The 15,483-nt window shown below is 71.1% G+C and carries 14 protein-coding genes; 5 read left to right on the top strand and 9 right to left on the bottom strand.

The genetic code is table 11. The features are described from left to right. Position 1: 1 nt before the first annotated feature. The 5 genes from ftsX to pruA all read right to left on the bottom strand — a co-directional run bounded on the left by ftsX (position 2) and on the right by pruA (position 5,301). Positions 2–877, bottom strand: coding sequence for a permease-like cell division protein FtsX (gene ftsX, locus ACFYON_RS02890; protein WP_387257479.1), 876 nt, complete (start codon positions 875–877; stop codon positions 2–4). A gap of 64 nt (positions 878–941) precedes the next feature. Further along, entirely contained in the window at positions 942–1,622 is a 681-nt protein-coding gene (ftsE, locus tag ACFYON_RS02885; RefSeq protein ID WP_013284225.1) for a cell division ATP-binding protein FtsE, read from the bottom strand. 118 nt (positions 1,623–1,740) lie between these two features. Next, positions 1,741–2,868, bottom strand: a complete 1,128-nt coding sequence (prfB, locus tag ACFYON_RS02880; protein ID WP_357706591.1) for a peptide chain release factor 2 — start codon at positions 2,866–2,868, stop codon at positions 1,741–1,743. Positions 2,869–3,022: 154 nt separating this feature from the next. Then, positions 3,023–3,538: a PadR family transcriptional regulator gene (locus ACFYON_RS02875; RefSeq protein WP_357706588.1), complete on the bottom strand. Its 516-nt coding sequence runs from the start codon at positions 3,536–3,538 to the stop codon at positions 3,023–3,025. A gap of 134 nt (positions 3,539–3,672) precedes the next feature. Next, a complete protein-coding gene (pruA, locus tag ACFYON_RS02870) occupies positions 3,673–5,301 on the bottom strand; it encodes an L-glutamate gamma-semialdehyde dehydrogenase (RefSeq protein ID WP_355094671.1) in 1,629 nt (542 codons plus the stop codon). Between the two features lie 375 nt (positions 5,302–5,676). Between pruA and ACFYON_RS02865 the strand changes: the two genes are divergently transcribed. Then, complete coding sequence (locus ACFYON_RS02865) at positions 5,677–6,690, top strand: hypothetical protein (protein ID WP_354865292.1); 1,014 nt, start codon at positions 5,677–5,679, stop codon at positions 6,688–6,690. Positions 6,691–6,697: 7 nt separating this feature from the next. Here ACFYON_RS02865 and ACFYON_RS02860 read toward each other — a convergent pair whose 3' ends face one another. Continuing rightward, a complete protein-coding gene (locus ACFYON_RS02860) occupies positions 6,698–7,207 on the bottom strand; it encodes a DUF6912 family protein (protein ID WP_354865135.1) in 510 nt (169 codons plus the stop codon). A gap of 196 nt (positions 7,208–7,403) precedes the next feature. Here ACFYON_RS02860 and ACFYON_RS02855 point away from each other — a divergent pair, with 196 nt between their 5' ends. Both ACFYON_RS02855 and ACFYON_RS02850 read left to right on the top strand, forming a co-directional pair. Then, entirely contained in the window at positions 7,404–7,631 is a 228-nt protein-coding gene (locus ACFYON_RS02855) for a helix-turn-helix domain-containing protein (protein ID WP_013474124.1), read from the top strand. Between the two features lie 95 nt (positions 7,632–7,726). Beyond that, on the top strand, positions 7,727–8,305 hold the full coding sequence (locus ACFYON_RS02850; RefSeq protein ID WP_387320498.1) for an Rv3235 family protein: 579 nt from the start codon (positions 7,727–7,729) through the stop codon (positions 8,303–8,305). A 206-nt stretch (positions 8,306–8,511) separates the two neighbouring features. Here the strand turns inward: ACFYON_RS02850 and secA are convergent, their stop codons facing one another. Continuing rightward, positions 8,512–11,412 (bottom strand): preprotein translocase subunit SecA, encoded by a 2,901-nt coding sequence (gene secA / locus ACFYON_RS02845; RefSeq protein ID WP_354865131.1) that lies wholly within the window; start codon positions 11,410–11,412, stop codon positions 8,512–8,514. Positions 11,413–11,581: 169 nt separating this feature from the next. Between secA and ACFYON_RS02840 the strand changes: the two genes are divergently transcribed. Continuing rightward, complete coding sequence (locus ACFYON_RS02840) at positions 11,582–12,739, top strand: GNAT family N-acetyltransferase (RefSeq protein ID WP_354865129.1); 1,158 nt, start codon at positions 11,582–11,584, stop codon at positions 12,737–12,739. Further along, positions 12,736–13,842, top strand: coding sequence for a GNAT family N-acetyltransferase (locus ACFYON_RS02835; protein WP_354865127.1), 1,107 nt, complete (start codon positions 12,736–12,738; stop codon positions 13,840–13,842). The genes ACFYON_RS02840 and ACFYON_RS02835 overlap by 4 nt, the downstream gene beginning before the upstream one ends. Positions 13,843–13,884: 42 nt before the next feature. Here ACFYON_RS02835 and hpf read toward each other — a convergent pair whose 3' ends face one another. Then, positions 13,885–14,526 carry a ribosome hibernation-promoting factor, HPF/YfiA family gene (gene hpf, locus ACFYON_RS02830; RefSeq protein ID WP_354865125.1) on the bottom strand — a complete coding sequence of 214 codons (642 nt, stop codon included), beginning with the start codon at positions 14,524–14,526 and terminating at the stop codon, positions 13,885–13,887. Between the two features lie 249 nt (positions 14,527–14,775). Next, positions 14,776–15,480 (bottom strand): ComF family protein, encoded by a 705-nt coding sequence (locus tag ACFYON_RS02825; RefSeq protein ID WP_354865123.1) that lies wholly within the window; start codon positions 15,478–15,480, stop codon positions 14,776–14,778. Positions 15,481–15,483 lie beyond the last annotated feature (3 nt).

Here is a 15,483-nt window from a genome sequence, read left to right as displayed (position 1 = left end):
ACTAGACCCGCAGGTAGAAGCGGAGCGTGACCCAGGCGGTGACCGCGCTGACCACGCCACCGACGGCTGCCATCAGCGGGAAGGTCAGGAAGATCTCGGACCAGGAGATCGGGGTGATCAGGCCCTCCAGGGAGGCCATCGAGCTGCCGGCCGCCACCACCTTCACCCCGATCAACGCGAGCAGGCCGAGGATGGAACCGAACAGACCGGCCACCACCGCCTCCAGCACGAACGGCGCCTGGATGAACCAGTTCGACGCGCCGACCAGCTTCATGACCGCCACCTCACGCCGCTTGCTGTACGCGGCGACCTGGATGGTGTTCGCGACGAGCAGCAGGGCGGCGATGGCCATCACGGTGGCGATCGCGAGCGCTCCGTTCTGGAAGCCGCTCAGCACGCCGAAGACCTTGTCGAGCAGCTTGCTCTGGTCGACGATCGTGTCGATGCCCTCGGTGGCCTTGTACTTGTCGTAGATCGCCTTGTACTGCTCCGGGTCGTTCAGCTTGACCCGGTACGACTCGGGAAGCTGATCCGGCTTGACGGCGCTGACCAGGTCCGGGGCGTCGGCGTACATCTGCTGGAAGCGCTCGTACGCCTGCTCCTTGTTGACGTACGTCGAGTCCTTGACCAGCGGGTCCTGACCGAGCTGCTGGCCCAGCGCGTCGACCTGTTCCTTGGTGGCATCGGTCTTCAGGAAGATCGAGACCTCGACGTTCTCGTAGTAGAGGTCCTTCATGTCGCCGACCTTCTGGTAAAGAAGGCCGCTGCCGCCCAGCATGAACAGCGACACCGCCAATGTGATGATCATGGCGATGGTCATCGTGACGTTGCGCCACAGCCCGACCAGTACTTCGGACAGGACGTACTTCATCCGCATCGGGATATCCTCCGGCTCTCCGGCGTGAGGTTTCGTCGTCAGGGTCTACGGAACGTCGTCCGGCTCAGCCGTAGACGCCGCGGGCCTGGTCGCGCACGATGCGGCCACTCTCGATCTCGATGACCCGGCGCCGCATCTGGTTCACGATGTTGGAGTCGTGCGTGACCATCACGACCGTCGTACCGGTGCGGTTGATCCGGTCCAGCAGGCGCATGATCTCGATCGAGGTGTCCGGGTCCAGGTTTCCGGTCGGCTCGTCCGCCAGCAGGATCAGCGGCCGGTTGACGAACGCCCGTGCCACCGCGACACGCTGCTGCTCACCACCGGACAGCTCGTGCGGGTAGCGGTGCTCCTTGCCGCCGAGACCGACCAGCTCCAGCACCTCCGGCACAACCCGGCGGGCGACCGCCTTCGTCTTACCGATCACCTCCAGCGCGAACGCCACGTTCTCGTACGCGGTGCGGTTCGGCAGCAACCGGAAGTCCTGGAAGACGCAGCCGATGGAACGCCGGAAGTGGGGTCGCTTCCAGGAACGCATCGAGGTGACGTCCTTGCCGTTGACGACGACCCGACCCTTGTTGGGTGTGACCTCGTGCAGCAGCAACTTGATGATGGTGGACTTGCCGGAGCCGGATGGACCGATGAAGAAGACGAACTCGCCCTTCTCGATCGAGACGGACACGTTGTCGAGCGAAGGCCGGGACGCCTTCGGGTACGTCTTCGTCACTTGCTCAAGCTGAATCACGGGTCGGTAGTCTACGCGGTGTAACCGCAGAGCCAAGCCCCACGCCCCGCCGAAGCGGTGCGCGTCATCGATTTACCCGGTCAACACGAGATCGATGACGCGCTGCGTCCGACCGTGATCACGCACCGTCAGCGGCGAGTTGTTGCTGCTGCTGCTTCCGCCAGCGGATTCCCGCCTCGATGAAGCTGTCCAGCTCACCGTCGAAGACCGAGGACGGATTGCCCGTCTCCTGCTCGGTACGCAGATCCTTCACCATCTGATACGGGTGCAGGACGTACGAGCGCATCTGGTCGCCCCAGGAGCTGGTGCTGCCGGTCTTCAGGCCGGCCAGCTTCGCCTCCTCCTCCTGCCGCTTGCGCTCCAGCAGCCGGGCCTGGAGCACTCGCATCGCGGAGGCCTTGTTCTGCAGCTGGGACTTCTCGTTCTGGCAGGTCACCACGATCCCGGTGGGGATGTGGGTCAGCCGCACCGCCGAGTCGGTGGTGTTGACGCTCTGCCCACCCGGCCCGGACGACCGGTAGACGTCCACCCGGACCTCGTTCTCCGGGATGTCGATGTGGTCGGTCTGCTCGGTGACCGGCAGGACCTCGACACCGGCGAAGCTGGTCTGCCGGCGGCCCTGGTTGTCGAACGGGCTGATCCGCACCAGCCGGTGCGTGCCGGACTCCACGCTCAGCGTGCCGTAGGCGTAGGGCACCTTCACCGTGAACGTGGCCGACTTCAGGCCCGCCTCCTCGGCGTAGGAGGTCTCGTAGACCTCAGTCGGGTAGCCGTGCCGCTCGGCCCAGCGCAGGTACATCCGCAGCAGCATCTCGGCGAAGTCGGCGGCGTCCACTCCACCGGCGCCGGCCCGGATCGCGACGAGCGCCTCCCGCGAGTCGTACTCGCCGGAGAGCAGCGTGCGGACCTCCATCTCCTGGATGGCCTTGGTCAGCCCGGCGATCTCCGACTCGACCTCGGTCAGCACGCCCGGGTCGGACTCGGCCTGGGCGAGCTCCAGCAGCACGCCGGCGTCGTCGAGCTGGGAGCGCAGGTCACCGAGCTTGGTGATCTCGCCGTTGACGTACGAGAGCTGCGACGTCACCTGCTGCGCCTTGGCCTGGTCGTCCCAGAGGTCGGGCGCGGAGGCCTCCTGCTCCAGCCGGGCCTTCTGCTCGCGCAGCTTGCCGAGGTCGAGCACGGCCTCGATGTTGCGCAGCGTGGAGTCGAGTTCCTTGAGCTGTTCGGCGTAATCGGCAGCGGTCACGACAGACAAGACTACCGGCGCGTGCGAGGAGTGAGCTTGCGAGCCCCGCAGTCACGCGCAGAAAGTCGGCGCTGCGCATGCGAGGAATGAGCTTGCGAGCCCCGCGTCACGTGCGAAAAGTCAGCCGCCCGGTGCCGCGAGTTTGCCGCAGGTGTCAGCCGACCGGTGCCGTCTTCAGCCAGGACAGCGCCGCCTTGTGGTAGGCGACGGCGAACTCCAACGCGCTGGCGTCGTAGCTGTCGCCTTCCTTCCTGGCGTTCTTGACCTGCTCGCGCACCGCCGCCAGCGCCTCGGTGTGGTACTCGTTCGCCGTGGCGTACAGGTTCTTGAGCTGGCTCGCCGAGTGCAGGCCGCCGAACGCGATCCGTAGCGCTATCGGGTTACGGATGGTGTCCTTGCCGGGATTCTCCGCCAGCCAGCGGGAGAATGTCCGTTTGCCGGCCGCCGTCAGCGCATACGGCTGGCTCATCCGCGGCCCGGGCTTGCCGAGTCGCACCAGACCCTTCTCGGCCAGGACCGGCAGCTCCCGGTAGACCTGACTGCGGGTCATCGACCAGTACGGCGCCAGACGGCGCTCAGCGGCGGCCATCAACTGGCCGCCAGTCATCGGTCCGTCGTGCAGCAGGCCGAGCAGGGCTGCTGCCGTCGGGTTGACTCCGGATTCCGCCATGCCCTCTAAGCTGCCACTTTGTCGGCTCTGGCGTCCAGGATTTGCTCATTTCGGCACCTGATGACCGGTCCGATGTGCACTGTCGGATGAGGAAGAGGGCCCGCCCCGGACGGAACGGGCCCTCTGAAGGCGTCTCAGCCCATGTGCGGGTAGGCGTGATCGGTCGCCGGGACGAACGTCTCCTTGATCGTCCGGGGCGACATCCAGCGGACCAGGTTGTGCCAGGAACCCGCCTTGTCGTTGGTGCCGCTGGCCCGGGCGCCGCCGAACGGCTGCTGCCCGACCACCGCGCCGGTCGGCTTGTCGTTGATGTAGAAGTTGCCCGCGGCGTACCGCATCTTCTCCGCCACCTGGTCGATCACCCGGCGGTCGGTCGCGAAGATCGAGCCGGTCAGCGCGTACGGCGCGATCGACTCGGCCTGGGCGACCACCTCGTCGAAGCGGGCGTCGTCGAAGACGTGCACGCCGAGGATCGGCCCGAAGTACTCGGTGGTGAACGTCTCGTGCGCGGCGTCGGAGCACTCGAAGAGCGTCGGGCGGACGAAGTAGCCGACCGAGTCGTCGGCGGTGCCGCCGGCGAGGATCCGGCAGGAGTCGTCGCCCTTGATCAGCTCCAGCGCTGCGGTGTGCCGGCCGAACGCCTTGTCGTCGATCACCGCGCCGCCGAAGTTGCTGAAGTCGGCCACGTCGCCGTAGGTCAGCGAGTCGGCGGTGGCGGCGAGGCGGTCGCGCAGCCCACCCTCCCAGATCGACCGCGGGACGTACGCCCGGGAGGCGGCCGAGCACTTCTGGCCCTGGTACTCGTAGGCGCCCCGGATCAGCGCGGTGTGCAGCGCGTCCACGTCGGCGCTGGTGTGCGCGACCACGAAGTCCTTGCCGCCGGTCTCGCCGACCAGCCGGGGGTAGCCCCGGTAGCGGGCGATGTTGTCGCCGACGGTCTTCCACAGGTGCTGGAACACCTTCGTCGAGCCGGTGAAGTGGATGCCGGCCAGGTCCGGGTCGGCCAGCACGACCTCGGAGACCTCCTCGCCGCGCCCGGTGACCATGTTGATCACACCGGGCGGCAGGCCGGCGGCCTCGAACAGGCGCATGGTGAAGTGCGCCGCGAACTGCTGCGTCGGGGACGGCTTCCAGACCACCGTGTTGCCGAGCATGGCCGGCGCGGACGGCAGGTTGCCGGCGATCGCGGTGAAGTTGAACGGGGTGATCGCGTAGACGAACCCCTCCAGCGGCCGGTGGTCGAGGCGGTTCCAGACCCCGGGCGAGGACAGCGGCTGCTCGGCCAGGAGCCGGCCGGCGAAGTGCACGTTGAACCGAAGGAAGTCGATCAGCTCGCAGGCCGAGTCGATCTCGGCCTGGACCGGAGTCTTGGACTGGCCGAGCATGGTGGCCGCGTTGAGCGTGTCCCGCCAGGGGCCGGCCAGCAGGTCGGCGGCGCGCAGGAAGATGGCGGCCCGCTCCTCGAACGGCAGCGCGCGCCACATCGGCGCGGCGTCCTTGGCGGCCTGGACCGCGGCGCGGGCGTCGTCGTGGGTGGCGTGCCCGGTGACGCCGAGGAGGTGCGCGTGCTTGTGCGGCTGCACCACGTCGATCGACGCGCCGCCGGCCATCCGCCGCTCACCGGCGATCGTCATCGGCAGCTCGATCCGCTCGGCGGCCAGATCGGCCAGCCTCCGCTGGAGACGCTCCCGGTCGGCGCTGCCGGGCTCGTAGGTGTGTACCGGCTCGTTGAGGGGCTCGGGTACGGAGAACACGGCGTCCATCACAGGCTCCTGGCGATCTCGACGGCGACGGCGAAACCGGACCCGCGGGCGCCGGCCGGCGGCCGGACGCCGGACACCGCGGGGTGAGGCGGCGGCGGGACCCGGCCCCGATTCTGTCACGAGATGCGCCCGCGGGCCGCGTCTCCCAGGCACACCGGACAACCCCGCTGTCTTCGGACCTTCGGCCGCCGCCCACCCGCGACCGATGAAACATCGGAGTACGGGATGACACGTCGTTGATCCTTCGGCGCGCTCTGTTCCGGCGCCTGCCACGCCCGGCCCGCCCGAGGAGCGGCGGCACACCGCGTACGCTGGATGACCGGTGACCTGCCCGGCCCGGCGCGGGAAGATCCGGCGACCGTCGAAGGGAAGACGATGAGCAACCAGCCCGGCATCCCCACGGCCGCCGAGACGGATCAGCCCGAGGCCGTCGAGCCGTCGGTCGGCGCGGCGAGCACGGACGAGGCCGTCGCGGCCGGGCGTCCGGAGTTCGCCCCGGGCGCCCTCGTGCTCGCCCTGGTCTCGACCGGATGGCTGGCCGCCATGCTCTGGTCCACCCGGGAGGCGATCCACTCGACAGCCGCCGGCGTCACCGCGATCAGCCTTTCCGCGTACGCGTTGCCGGGCGTCATCACCGCGGCGCTTGTCACCGGCGCCACCGTCGCCCTGCTCGCGACCAACCGGCTGGGCCGCGCCACGCTCCGTTTCCTGGCCGCCGTCGGCGCCGGCCTCCTGGTCGGGCTCGTCGCCGCCGTGGCGATCAACCTGACGTACGCGGACAACGCCACCACGAACACCATCGCCGGCACCACGGCGGCAGCCGCGATCATCGGCGGGGCGATGGCCGGCGCGCGCCAGGCCCGGGTGGTGGGGGCGATCACGCTCGCGACGCTCACCGCGCAGATCTTCGTGGTGCTGTTCAGCCGTGCCCGCGACCCCCTCTCCGACCTGTTCGGCGCCGGGGAGACGCAGCAGTCGGTGCTGGACGCCGCGAAGTGGGTCTCGCGTACCGAGTCGCTGCTCGCCGGGCTGCTCGCCGGCCTGGCCGCGTACCTCTATCTGACCTGGTCCCGCCGCCGGGCGGAGCGTCGCGACGGCGCGGCGTCGCCGCTGCGCTGGCCGGCGTACCTGGTTGCCGGCGCCGGCGCGGGCCTGCTCCTCCTGCTCACCGAGGTGATCATCCGGATCGGCGGGCGCGGGCTGCTCGACCTGGCCGCCGCGCTCAGCGAGGCCGACGAGGTGGCGCAGACCGCGCTGGGCACCTCGCGGGTGGACAACGGCATCTGGGTGCTCTTCGTGGGCGCGCTGACCACGCTCATCGTCTTCGGCCGCACGCTCGGCCCGCGGCCGGTGGACGACGACGAGGACGAGGACGAGCCGGCGGCCTGAACCGCCGTCAGCCGGCCGCGCGCAGCAGCAGGTCCAGTTCGGTCACGTCGTACCACTCCAGTTCGTGGTCCTCGGCGCTGTCGACGGTGAACTGCGCGTCCGGGTCGCCGGCCTGGGCCTCCACCACCATGTCGACGGCCGCGGCCACGTCCTCGACCGCGTCCGCGCCGTCCACGTGCAGCGCGGCGACCGACTTGACGGGCACCGGTCCGGCCGGCTGGACCACACTCGATCCCAGCTCGCCGCCGACCCGCCCGACCGCCCGGGCCGGCAGGTCGGCCGAGACCACCACCCGCCGCCGGGGCGCGGCGGGATCGTGCCGGAGCAGGAGCAGCGCTTCCTGGGCGGCGCGGGTGAACGCGACGTACTCCAGTTCCTCCTCGTCGCCCTCGGCGTACCACTCGCGCAGCTCCGGGGTCACGGCGTGCGCCGCCTCGGCGCTCAGCCCCTCCTCGCGCAGCCGGGCGAGCATGGGGACGGTCGCCGGCAGGTACACCCGGACAAGATCGTCGGTCACGGCTCACTCCCACACTCAGGCCGATCGTCGGCGGGCGCCGACTCCGGGCGCCGATCATGCCGTACGCCGAGACCGTCATACACCCGGCACCGGCGCGGGGTGAAGTCTCCCGCCGGTGTGTCTCCCGAACGGGCACCCGGCGGTGTCACCCGGTGATGGCAAACTGAAGCAAACGAAACCAACCCCGGGAGTCACCGTGGAATCGAGGTTCCTGCTGCTGTCCGACGTCGCCGCCGAGCTGAACGTCTCGGACTCGCAGGTCTACCACATGGTCCGCAGCGGCGAGCTGCCCGCGATCAAGATCGGTGGCCGGGGCCAGTGGCGGGTCGAGCGCGCCCGGCTGGAGGAATACATCGAGCGCAAGTACGCCGAGACCGCCGAGTGGGTACGCGGCAACCCGCTCGGCGAGCGCGACGAGGAGTGACCGCCCGCCGACCGTGCGCCATTGACGCCGGTCGTACGAGTCCGAGAAGATGAGAGCCTGTCGGAGGCAAACGGAAGCAAACGCAAGGATTCGAGATGGTCGACACCCGCCGTCCCCACGCACCCCGCCCGCCGGTCCGTCTCCGGCCCGCCCCGCCGCTCGATCCGCCGTGCACCGACGAGGAGCCGCTCTGGAGTCCCGCCGGTCAGCTCATGCTCGACCTGGCCGATCCGCGGCACCGTGCCGCCGCGCGCCCGCCCGGCCGCGCCCCTGACCCGGCACCAGCGTGGCCACGCTGGTCGGGCACACCCGCATCAGCCCTCGCCTCCGCCACGCCCGAGGGAACGCGGGCGGCGCACCGGTTCGTGCGCACCTTCCTGGAGATCGTGAACGGCTTCCGGCCACCCGGCCAGCTCCGGCCGCTCTGCGTGCCCGAGGCGGCCGGTCCGGTGTCGGTCGAGCTGACCCGCGCCGCCCGCCGGGTGACGCCGGTCCGCCGCCGTACCGCCCGGCCGGCGCTGCTGCTGCGGCGCCTGCGGGTCTGCGAGCCCCGCCCGGGCGCGGTCGAGGCCACCGCCGTGTTCGCCGGCGTCGGGGGCGCGAGCTGGGCGGTAGCGGTACGCCTGGAACGCCGCCGAGGCGCCTGGCTGTGCCTCGTCCTGGACGTCCTCTGAGCACTCGTTCTCTCGACGTCGTGGCGCCCCCCTCGACGCGCCGCGCCCTCACCTGCGCCGATCTTGCACTTGCCGCCCTCCGATACCGGCATGAATCGGTCACGACGGGGGCCACAAGTGCAAGATCGCGGAACAGGAAGGCGGGAGGGCGACGGGGACGGCGACGGGCCCCGGCCGGGAGGCCGGGGCCCGTCGGGGCGTTTCGGTCAGTTGCCGCCGTTGGGGGAGCCGTGGCAGCGCTTGTACTTGCGGCCCGAGCCACACGGGCAGGGCGCGTTACGAGACGGGCCCTCGCCGCCGTCGACCTGGCCCGGCGTTGCCCGCCGGGCGGTGCTCGCGGCGACCGCCTGGCCGCTCGCCCCGGCCGGCGCACGGCGCGGCGTGGTGGCGGCCGGGCGCTCCGAGGACTGCTGGCCGATGCCGAGCGCCGGAGCCTGCTGCTCGGGCCGCTCGATCACCGGGGCGCCCCGGCCGGCCTCGCCGTCCACCGACGGTGCGGAGTATTGCAGGCCCTGCTGCTGCGGCGCGCGGTTGAGACCCTTGGCCCGGATCTCCACCGGCTTCTCCAGCAGTGCCACCTCCTCAGCCTCCGGCTCCGCCTCCTCGACCTGCACCTCCAGGTTGTAGAGGAAGCCGACCGTCTCCTCCTTGATGCCGTCCATCATGGAGGCGAACATGTCGAAGCCCTCGCGCTGGTACTCGATGACCGGGTCGCGCTGGGCGTACGCCCGCAGGCTGATGCCCTCCTGGAGGTAGTCCATCTCGTAGAGGTGCTCGCGCCACTTACGGTCGATCACCTGGAGCAGGACCATGCGCTCGAGCTGGCGCACCGCCTCCTCGCCGAGGTTCTCCTCACGCCTGTCGTACGCGGCGTGCGCGTCCTCCTTGAGGCGGGCGAGCAGGAAGTCCTGGTCGATGCCGGAGCGGGAGCCGACCTCCTCCTCCAGCTCCTCGACGGTGACGCCGACCGGGTAGAGCTGCTTCAGGCTCGACCAGAGCTGGTCGAGATCCCAGTCCTCGGCGTAGCCGTCGCTCGTCGCCCCGACCACGTACGCGGTCACGACGTCGTCGATCATGTTGCGGACCTGCTCGGACAGGTCCTCGCCGTTGAGCACCCGGAGGCGCTCGGCGTAGATCACCTGGCGCTGCTTGTTCAGCACCTCGTCGTACTTGAGGACGTTCTTGCGGATCTCGGCGTTCTGGCCCTCGATCTGGGCCTGGGCGCTCCTGATCTGGCGGGTGACCATCTTCGACTCGATGGGCACGTCCTCCGGGATGTTGAAGCGGTCCATCACCGCCTCGACCGCGCCGGCCCGGAAGCGCTTCATCAGCTCGTCCTGCAGCGACAGGTAGAAGCGGGACTCGCCCGGGTCACCCTGCCGGCCGGCGCGACCGCGCAGCTGGTTGTCGATCCGGCGGGACTCGTGCCGCTCGGTGCCCAGCACGTAGAGCCCACCGGCGGCGGCCACCTCCTCCGCCTCGGTGTCGCACGCCTGCTTCCAGGTCGGAAGGATCTCCTCCAGCGCCTTGGCGTACTCCTCCGGCTGCTCGACCGGGTCGAGCCCGCGCTGGCGCAGCTCGTTCGCGGCGAGGAACTCGGGGTTGCCGCCGAGCAGGATGTCAGTACCACGGCCGGCCATGTTGGTCGCGACGGTGACCGCGCCCTTGCGCCCGGCCTGGGCGACGATCTCCGCCTCCTTGGCGTGGAACTTCGCGTTCAGCACCGAGTGCGGGATGCCGCGGCGGCGCAGCATGTGCGACAGGATCTCGGAGTTCTCCACCGAGACGGTGCCGACCAGCACCGGCTGGCCCTGCTGGTGCCGTTCGGCGATGTCCTCGACGACGGCGTTGAACTTGGCCTTCTCGGTCTTGTAGATGACGTCGGGCCGGTCGAGCCGGACCATCGGCCGGTGCGTCGGGATGGTCACGACGCCGACCTTGTAGACCTTGTTGAACTCGCCCGCCTCGGTCTGGGCGGTACCGGTCATGCCGGAGAGCTTCTCGTAGAGGCGGAAGTAGTTCTGGAGGGTGATGGTGGCCAGGGTCTGGTTCTCCTGCTTGATCTCCACCCCCTCCTTGGCCTCGATCGCCTGGTGCATGCCCTCGTTGTAGCGGCGGCCGTGCAGGATGCGGCCGGTGAACTCGTCGACGATCAGGACCTCACCGTCGTTGACGATGTAGTCCTTGTCGCGCTTGTAGAGCTCCTTGGCCTTGATCGCGTTGTTGAGGTAGCCGACGAGCGGGGTGTTCACCGACTCGTAGAGGTTGTCGATGCCGAGGCGGTCCTCCACCTTGGCCACGCCGCGCTCGGTGATCGCGATGGTCCGCTTGGCGTAGTCGACCTCGTAGTCGCCCTCGCCGTCGGTGCCGGGCTGGAGCCGGGCCACCACGGTGGCGAACTCCTGGTACCACCGGGCGGAGTGCTCGGCCGGACCGGAGATGATCAGCGGGGTACGCGCCTCGTCGATCAGGATCGAGTCGACCTCGTCGACCACGGCGAAGAAGTGGCCGCGCTGGACCAGTTCCTCCTTCGACCAGGCCATGTTGTCGCGCAGGTAGTCGAAGCCGAACTCGTTGTTCGTGCCGTAGGTGATGTCGCACTCGTAGGCCGCGCGGTGCTCGGTGGCGGGCCGGTTGGGCAGCACCACGCCGACGCGCAGGCCGAGGAACTCGTGGACGCGGCCCATCCAGGCGGCGTCGCGCTCGGCCAGGTAGTCGTTCACCGTGATCACGTGCACGCCCTTGCCGCCGAGCGCGTTCAGGTAGACCGGCATGACCGAGGTGAGCGTCTTGCCCTCACCGGTCTTCATCTCGGCGATGTTGCCGAAGTGCAGCGCCGCGCCACCCATCACCTGGACGTCGTAGGGGCGCTGGCCGAGCACCCGCGAGGCGGCTTCCCGGCACACCGCGAACGCCTCGGGCAGCAGGTCGTCGAGGGTCTCGCCGTCCTCGAGCCGCTCCTTGAACTGGTCGGTCATGCCGCGCAGCTCGTCGTCGCTGAGGTCGACGTAGTCGTCCTCGATCGAGTTGACGGCGGCAGCGATGGCCTTCAGCCGACGCACCATGCGGCCCTCGCCGGCGCGAAGGAACTTTTCCAGAATCGACACGGATCAACGCTCCCCTAGACGGTCTCGAACCATCGTAGGCGCTCCGACGCGACGATGGTCACTGGTGGCGGCGGTCCGGGCTCCGGAACCCGACATAACGCCGCGACCGTGCGCCACCGGCCGCTAATCGGGTTACGCCGTGCGCGAACGATCCGGCACGATGGCTCGAATGGAGCCTGTGGAGATCATCGAGGACGGCCTGCTGCTGCGCCCGTGGCGCGCGGAGGACGCAGACGCGGTGCACCGCGCCTGCCAGGATCCGGACATCCAGCGCTGGACCACCGTACCTCGCCCGTACCTGCCGGAGCACGCGACCGAGTCCGTCACCACGACCAGCGCCACCGCCTGGGCCGAGGGCACCGGGGCGCAGTTCGCGGTCTGCGACGCCGGCACCGGTGAGCTGCTCGCTTCGATCGGCCTGGACTCCATCGACCGCACGCTGGATTCGGCGGAGGTGGGCTACTGGACCGCGCCGTGGGCCCGGGGCCGGGGCGTCGCGGTCCGCGCCACCCGCGCGCTGGCCCGCTGGGCGTTCGACGCCCTCAAGCTACGCCGGCTCATCTGGCAGGCCGAGATCGGCAACCACGCCTCCCGGCTGGTCGCGCTGCGCGCCGGCTTCCGGATCGACGGTGAGCTGCGGCTGGCCCATCCCAGCCCCGGCGGCCGTCCGGAGGGCTGGATCGGCTCGCTGCTCCCCGGCGAGGTCGCCGCGGCGGGTGAGCCGATCCCCTACGGCCCGGACACGCTCCAGGCCCGCCGAGCGGCCGTCTTCGGCCGGCCGCAGCCGGTCCTGTTCGCCACCGCCGGGGACACCGAACTGCGGCTGCGCGCGCCGGAGGAACGCGACCTGCCCGAGGTGACGCGTACCTGCCAGGACGAGCAGACCGTCCGCTGGACCACGGTGCCGCACCCGTACCGGTCGGAGCACGCCGAGGGCTACCTGCGCGACCTGGTCCGCCCGGCCTGGGCGCGGGGCACCGCCGTGATGTTCGCCGTGGCCGACCCGGACGACCGCTACGTCGCCTCGGTCGACCTGCGCCTGCTGCCGGGCGATCCGCTGGTCGCCGACGTGGGCTACATGACCGCGCCGCACGCCCGCGGCCGGGGTTACCTGCCGGCCGCGCTTGCCGCCGTGTGCGCCTGGGGCTTCACCACGCTCGGCCTGGCCCGGGTCGAGTGGCGGGCGAACGTGGGCAACACCGCCTCCCGGCGGGCCGCCGAGAAGGCCGGCTTCACCGTCGAGGGCACGCTGCGCGACGGCATCCAGCACCGCGGCGAGCGGCAGGACGTGTGGATCGGCGGCCTGCTGCCGGGCGACCTGACGTGACGCCGGAGACGATCGAGGGGTACGGCGTACGACTTCGGACGTGCCACCTCGGCGACGTGCCAGACATGGTGGCCGGGTGCGGCGACCCGGAGATCCGCCGGTTCATGCCCCAGCTGCCCGATCCGTACGACGCCGACGCCGCCAGGTGGTGGATCACCGAGGGAGCCCCTGCCGCATGGGCGGCGGGCGGTGCCGCGTACACGATCGCCGACCCGGCGTCCGACCGGCTGCTCGGCAGCATCGGGCTGACCCGGCTCAGCGCGGAGCGGGCGATCTGCGAAATCGGCTACTGGGTGGGACGGTGGGCCCAGGGGCGGGGGGTGGCCACAGCGGCGACCCGCTTGCTGAGCGAGCGGGCGTTCGCCGCCGGGACGGCCCGGCTGGAACTGCTCACCCGCGCCGACAACGTGGCGAGCCAGCACATCGCGCTCGCCTGCGGCTACCGGCACGAGGGGGTACGCCGGGCCGCGGGCGCGGACGGCGACGGCAGACGCCAGGACCTGATCGCCTGGGCGCGGCTGGCCGACGACCCGCCCGGCCCGGTCGCCCGGCTGCTGCCCGACCTGCCGGACGGCCGGCTCACCGACGGTGTGGTGACGCTGCGCCCGGTGGAGCCGGCGGACACCGACGCACTGTACCGGCTGCACACGCTGCCGGAGGTGGTGGCGAACCGGGTGCCGCCGGTGTCGCCGGAGCGGGCGGCGCTCGCGCGCCGCTGCCGGCTGGCGGCGAGCCGCTGGCTGGCGGGCGAGGCCGCCGACCTGGCGATCCTCGACGCGGCCACCGGCGTTGTCGTCGGCGGCTGCGCGCTGTTCTACGACGAGCCGGCCACCGGGCAGGCCATGCTCGGCTACAGCCTGCTGCCCGAGGCGCGCGGGCGCGGGCTGGCGGCCCGCACGGTCCGGCTGGTCTCCGCATGGGCGTTCGGCATCGGGGTGGCCCGGCTCTGGGCCGGCACCCGGCCGGACAACATCGCCTCGCAGCGGGTCCTGGAACGTGCCGGCTTCCGGCGGGAAGGGCTGCTTCGCGGCCGGCTGCCCGGCCCGGAGGGCACCCGCGTCGACTCGGTGGTCTACGGCCGGCTGTCCACCGACGAGAGCTGAGGACGGGCCCCGCGCGGGGGCCCGTCCTGACCGGTCAAGGGGTCACGTGTCGAGCTGGATGATCCCGTAGTCGTACGCGTGCCGCCGGTAGACCACACTCGGGCGGCCGGACTCCTTGTCCTGGAACAGGTAGAAGTCGTGGCCGACCAGTTCCATCTGGAACAACGCGTCGTCGACGGTCATCGGGTCGGCGGGGTGGACCTTGGCCCGGGCGATGTGCCACGGCTGGTCGTCGTTTTCGGCGTAGCGGTCCTCGTCGGGGCGCTCGGCGACGGCGGTGGCGGCGCCGCGGCCGTCGCTCGCCGCCAGGCCGGGCCCGTCGAGGTCGGCCACCGGCAGCCCGGCGGTCGCGGCGGCCACTGAGATCGGCGGCCGTCCCCGGTGCACCCGGCGGCGGTCCGCGGCGCGGCGGAAGCGCGTGTCCAGCTTGGCGATGGCGGCGTCGAGCGCGCTGTAGAAGTCGTTCGTGCAGGCCTCGGCCCGGATCACCGGGCCGCGCGTCACGCACGTGATCTCCACCCGCTGGCAGGTGTCCGCCTGGCGTGGATTGCGCTCGTGGAACAACTCGACGTCCACGCGAATGAGCTTCTGGTCGTAGCGTTCGATCTTTGCGAGCTTCTCGGCTACGTGTACCCGGTAATGGTCCGGCACTTCGACGTTACGGCCCTTGACCACGATGTCCACGTGACCTCCCTTGTTCGGACGGTCGTTCGGTCCGGATCATCCGGTCGACGCACCCGGGAGGGCCCCGCTCGGCGTCGACCGGTGTTGTTCGGCTACGCCTCCTTCCAGTGCCGGGGAAGGTTGGCATCCTCACTACCCCCGACAACGAAACGCTAACTCCTGTTCGGCCACCCGTCACCCCTGGTCGCCGAAGGCGGTCGCGGAATTTAACACCTCATACACCATGGGGTGAAACGGATGCACGAAGCGTCACCGACGGTGCCGCTTTTGCGTTGCGGCGAGCACCGCCGCGGCCTTTGGCGTCATTCCCGCGCGGCGCAACATCCGGCTCACCGCCGCCAGCGTGGCGCCGGTGGTGACGATGTCGTCGAGCAGCACCACAGTGTCCGCCGGCCGCTGCCCGCCCGGCGGGCGGCGCAGCCGGAACGCTGCTTCGGCCGCGGCGGCCCGTCCGGCGCTGTCCAGCGCCACCGAGTCGATCCGGGGCAGCGCCCGCAGCGGGCGCAGCACGCGTACCGGCCAACCGGCCGCGCGCAGCCGGGCCGCCGCCGGCCGGACCAGCCGGTCGAGATGGTCGCCGTAGCGGGCCCGGGCCGCGCGGGCGGTGTCCGGGACCGCCACGAGCGTCACCGGGCCGGGCGGCCCCACCGCCGCCGCGACCACCTCGGCCAGCAGCGCCCCCAGCGGCCGGGCCAGCCCGTGCCGACCCCGTTCCTTGTACGCCAGCAGCCCTTCGCGCAGCGCACCGCCGTACGGGCCGAGCGCGACGCAGGGCGGAAGGCCGGACGGGGCCGGATCGGGCCGGGCCGGTGCGGGACGCAGCGACTCCAGCTCGCGCACGCAGCCGGGGCAGAAGCCGTGCCGCAGCCGCACCGACGTCGCGCCGCAGCCGGCGCACCCGGCGGGCAGCACCAGGTCGGTCAGGTCCGACCAGAGCCCGCCCAGGTCACGCACGGG

The organism is Micromonospora sp. NPDC005686, assembly GCF_042871665.1.
Taxonomy (GTDB): Bacteria; Actinomycetota; Actinomycetes; order Mycobacteriales; family Micromonosporaceae; genus Micromonospora.
The sequence above is the reverse complement of the archived record's forward strand: the minus strand, read 5'-3'. Positions and strand labels throughout refer to the sequence as shown.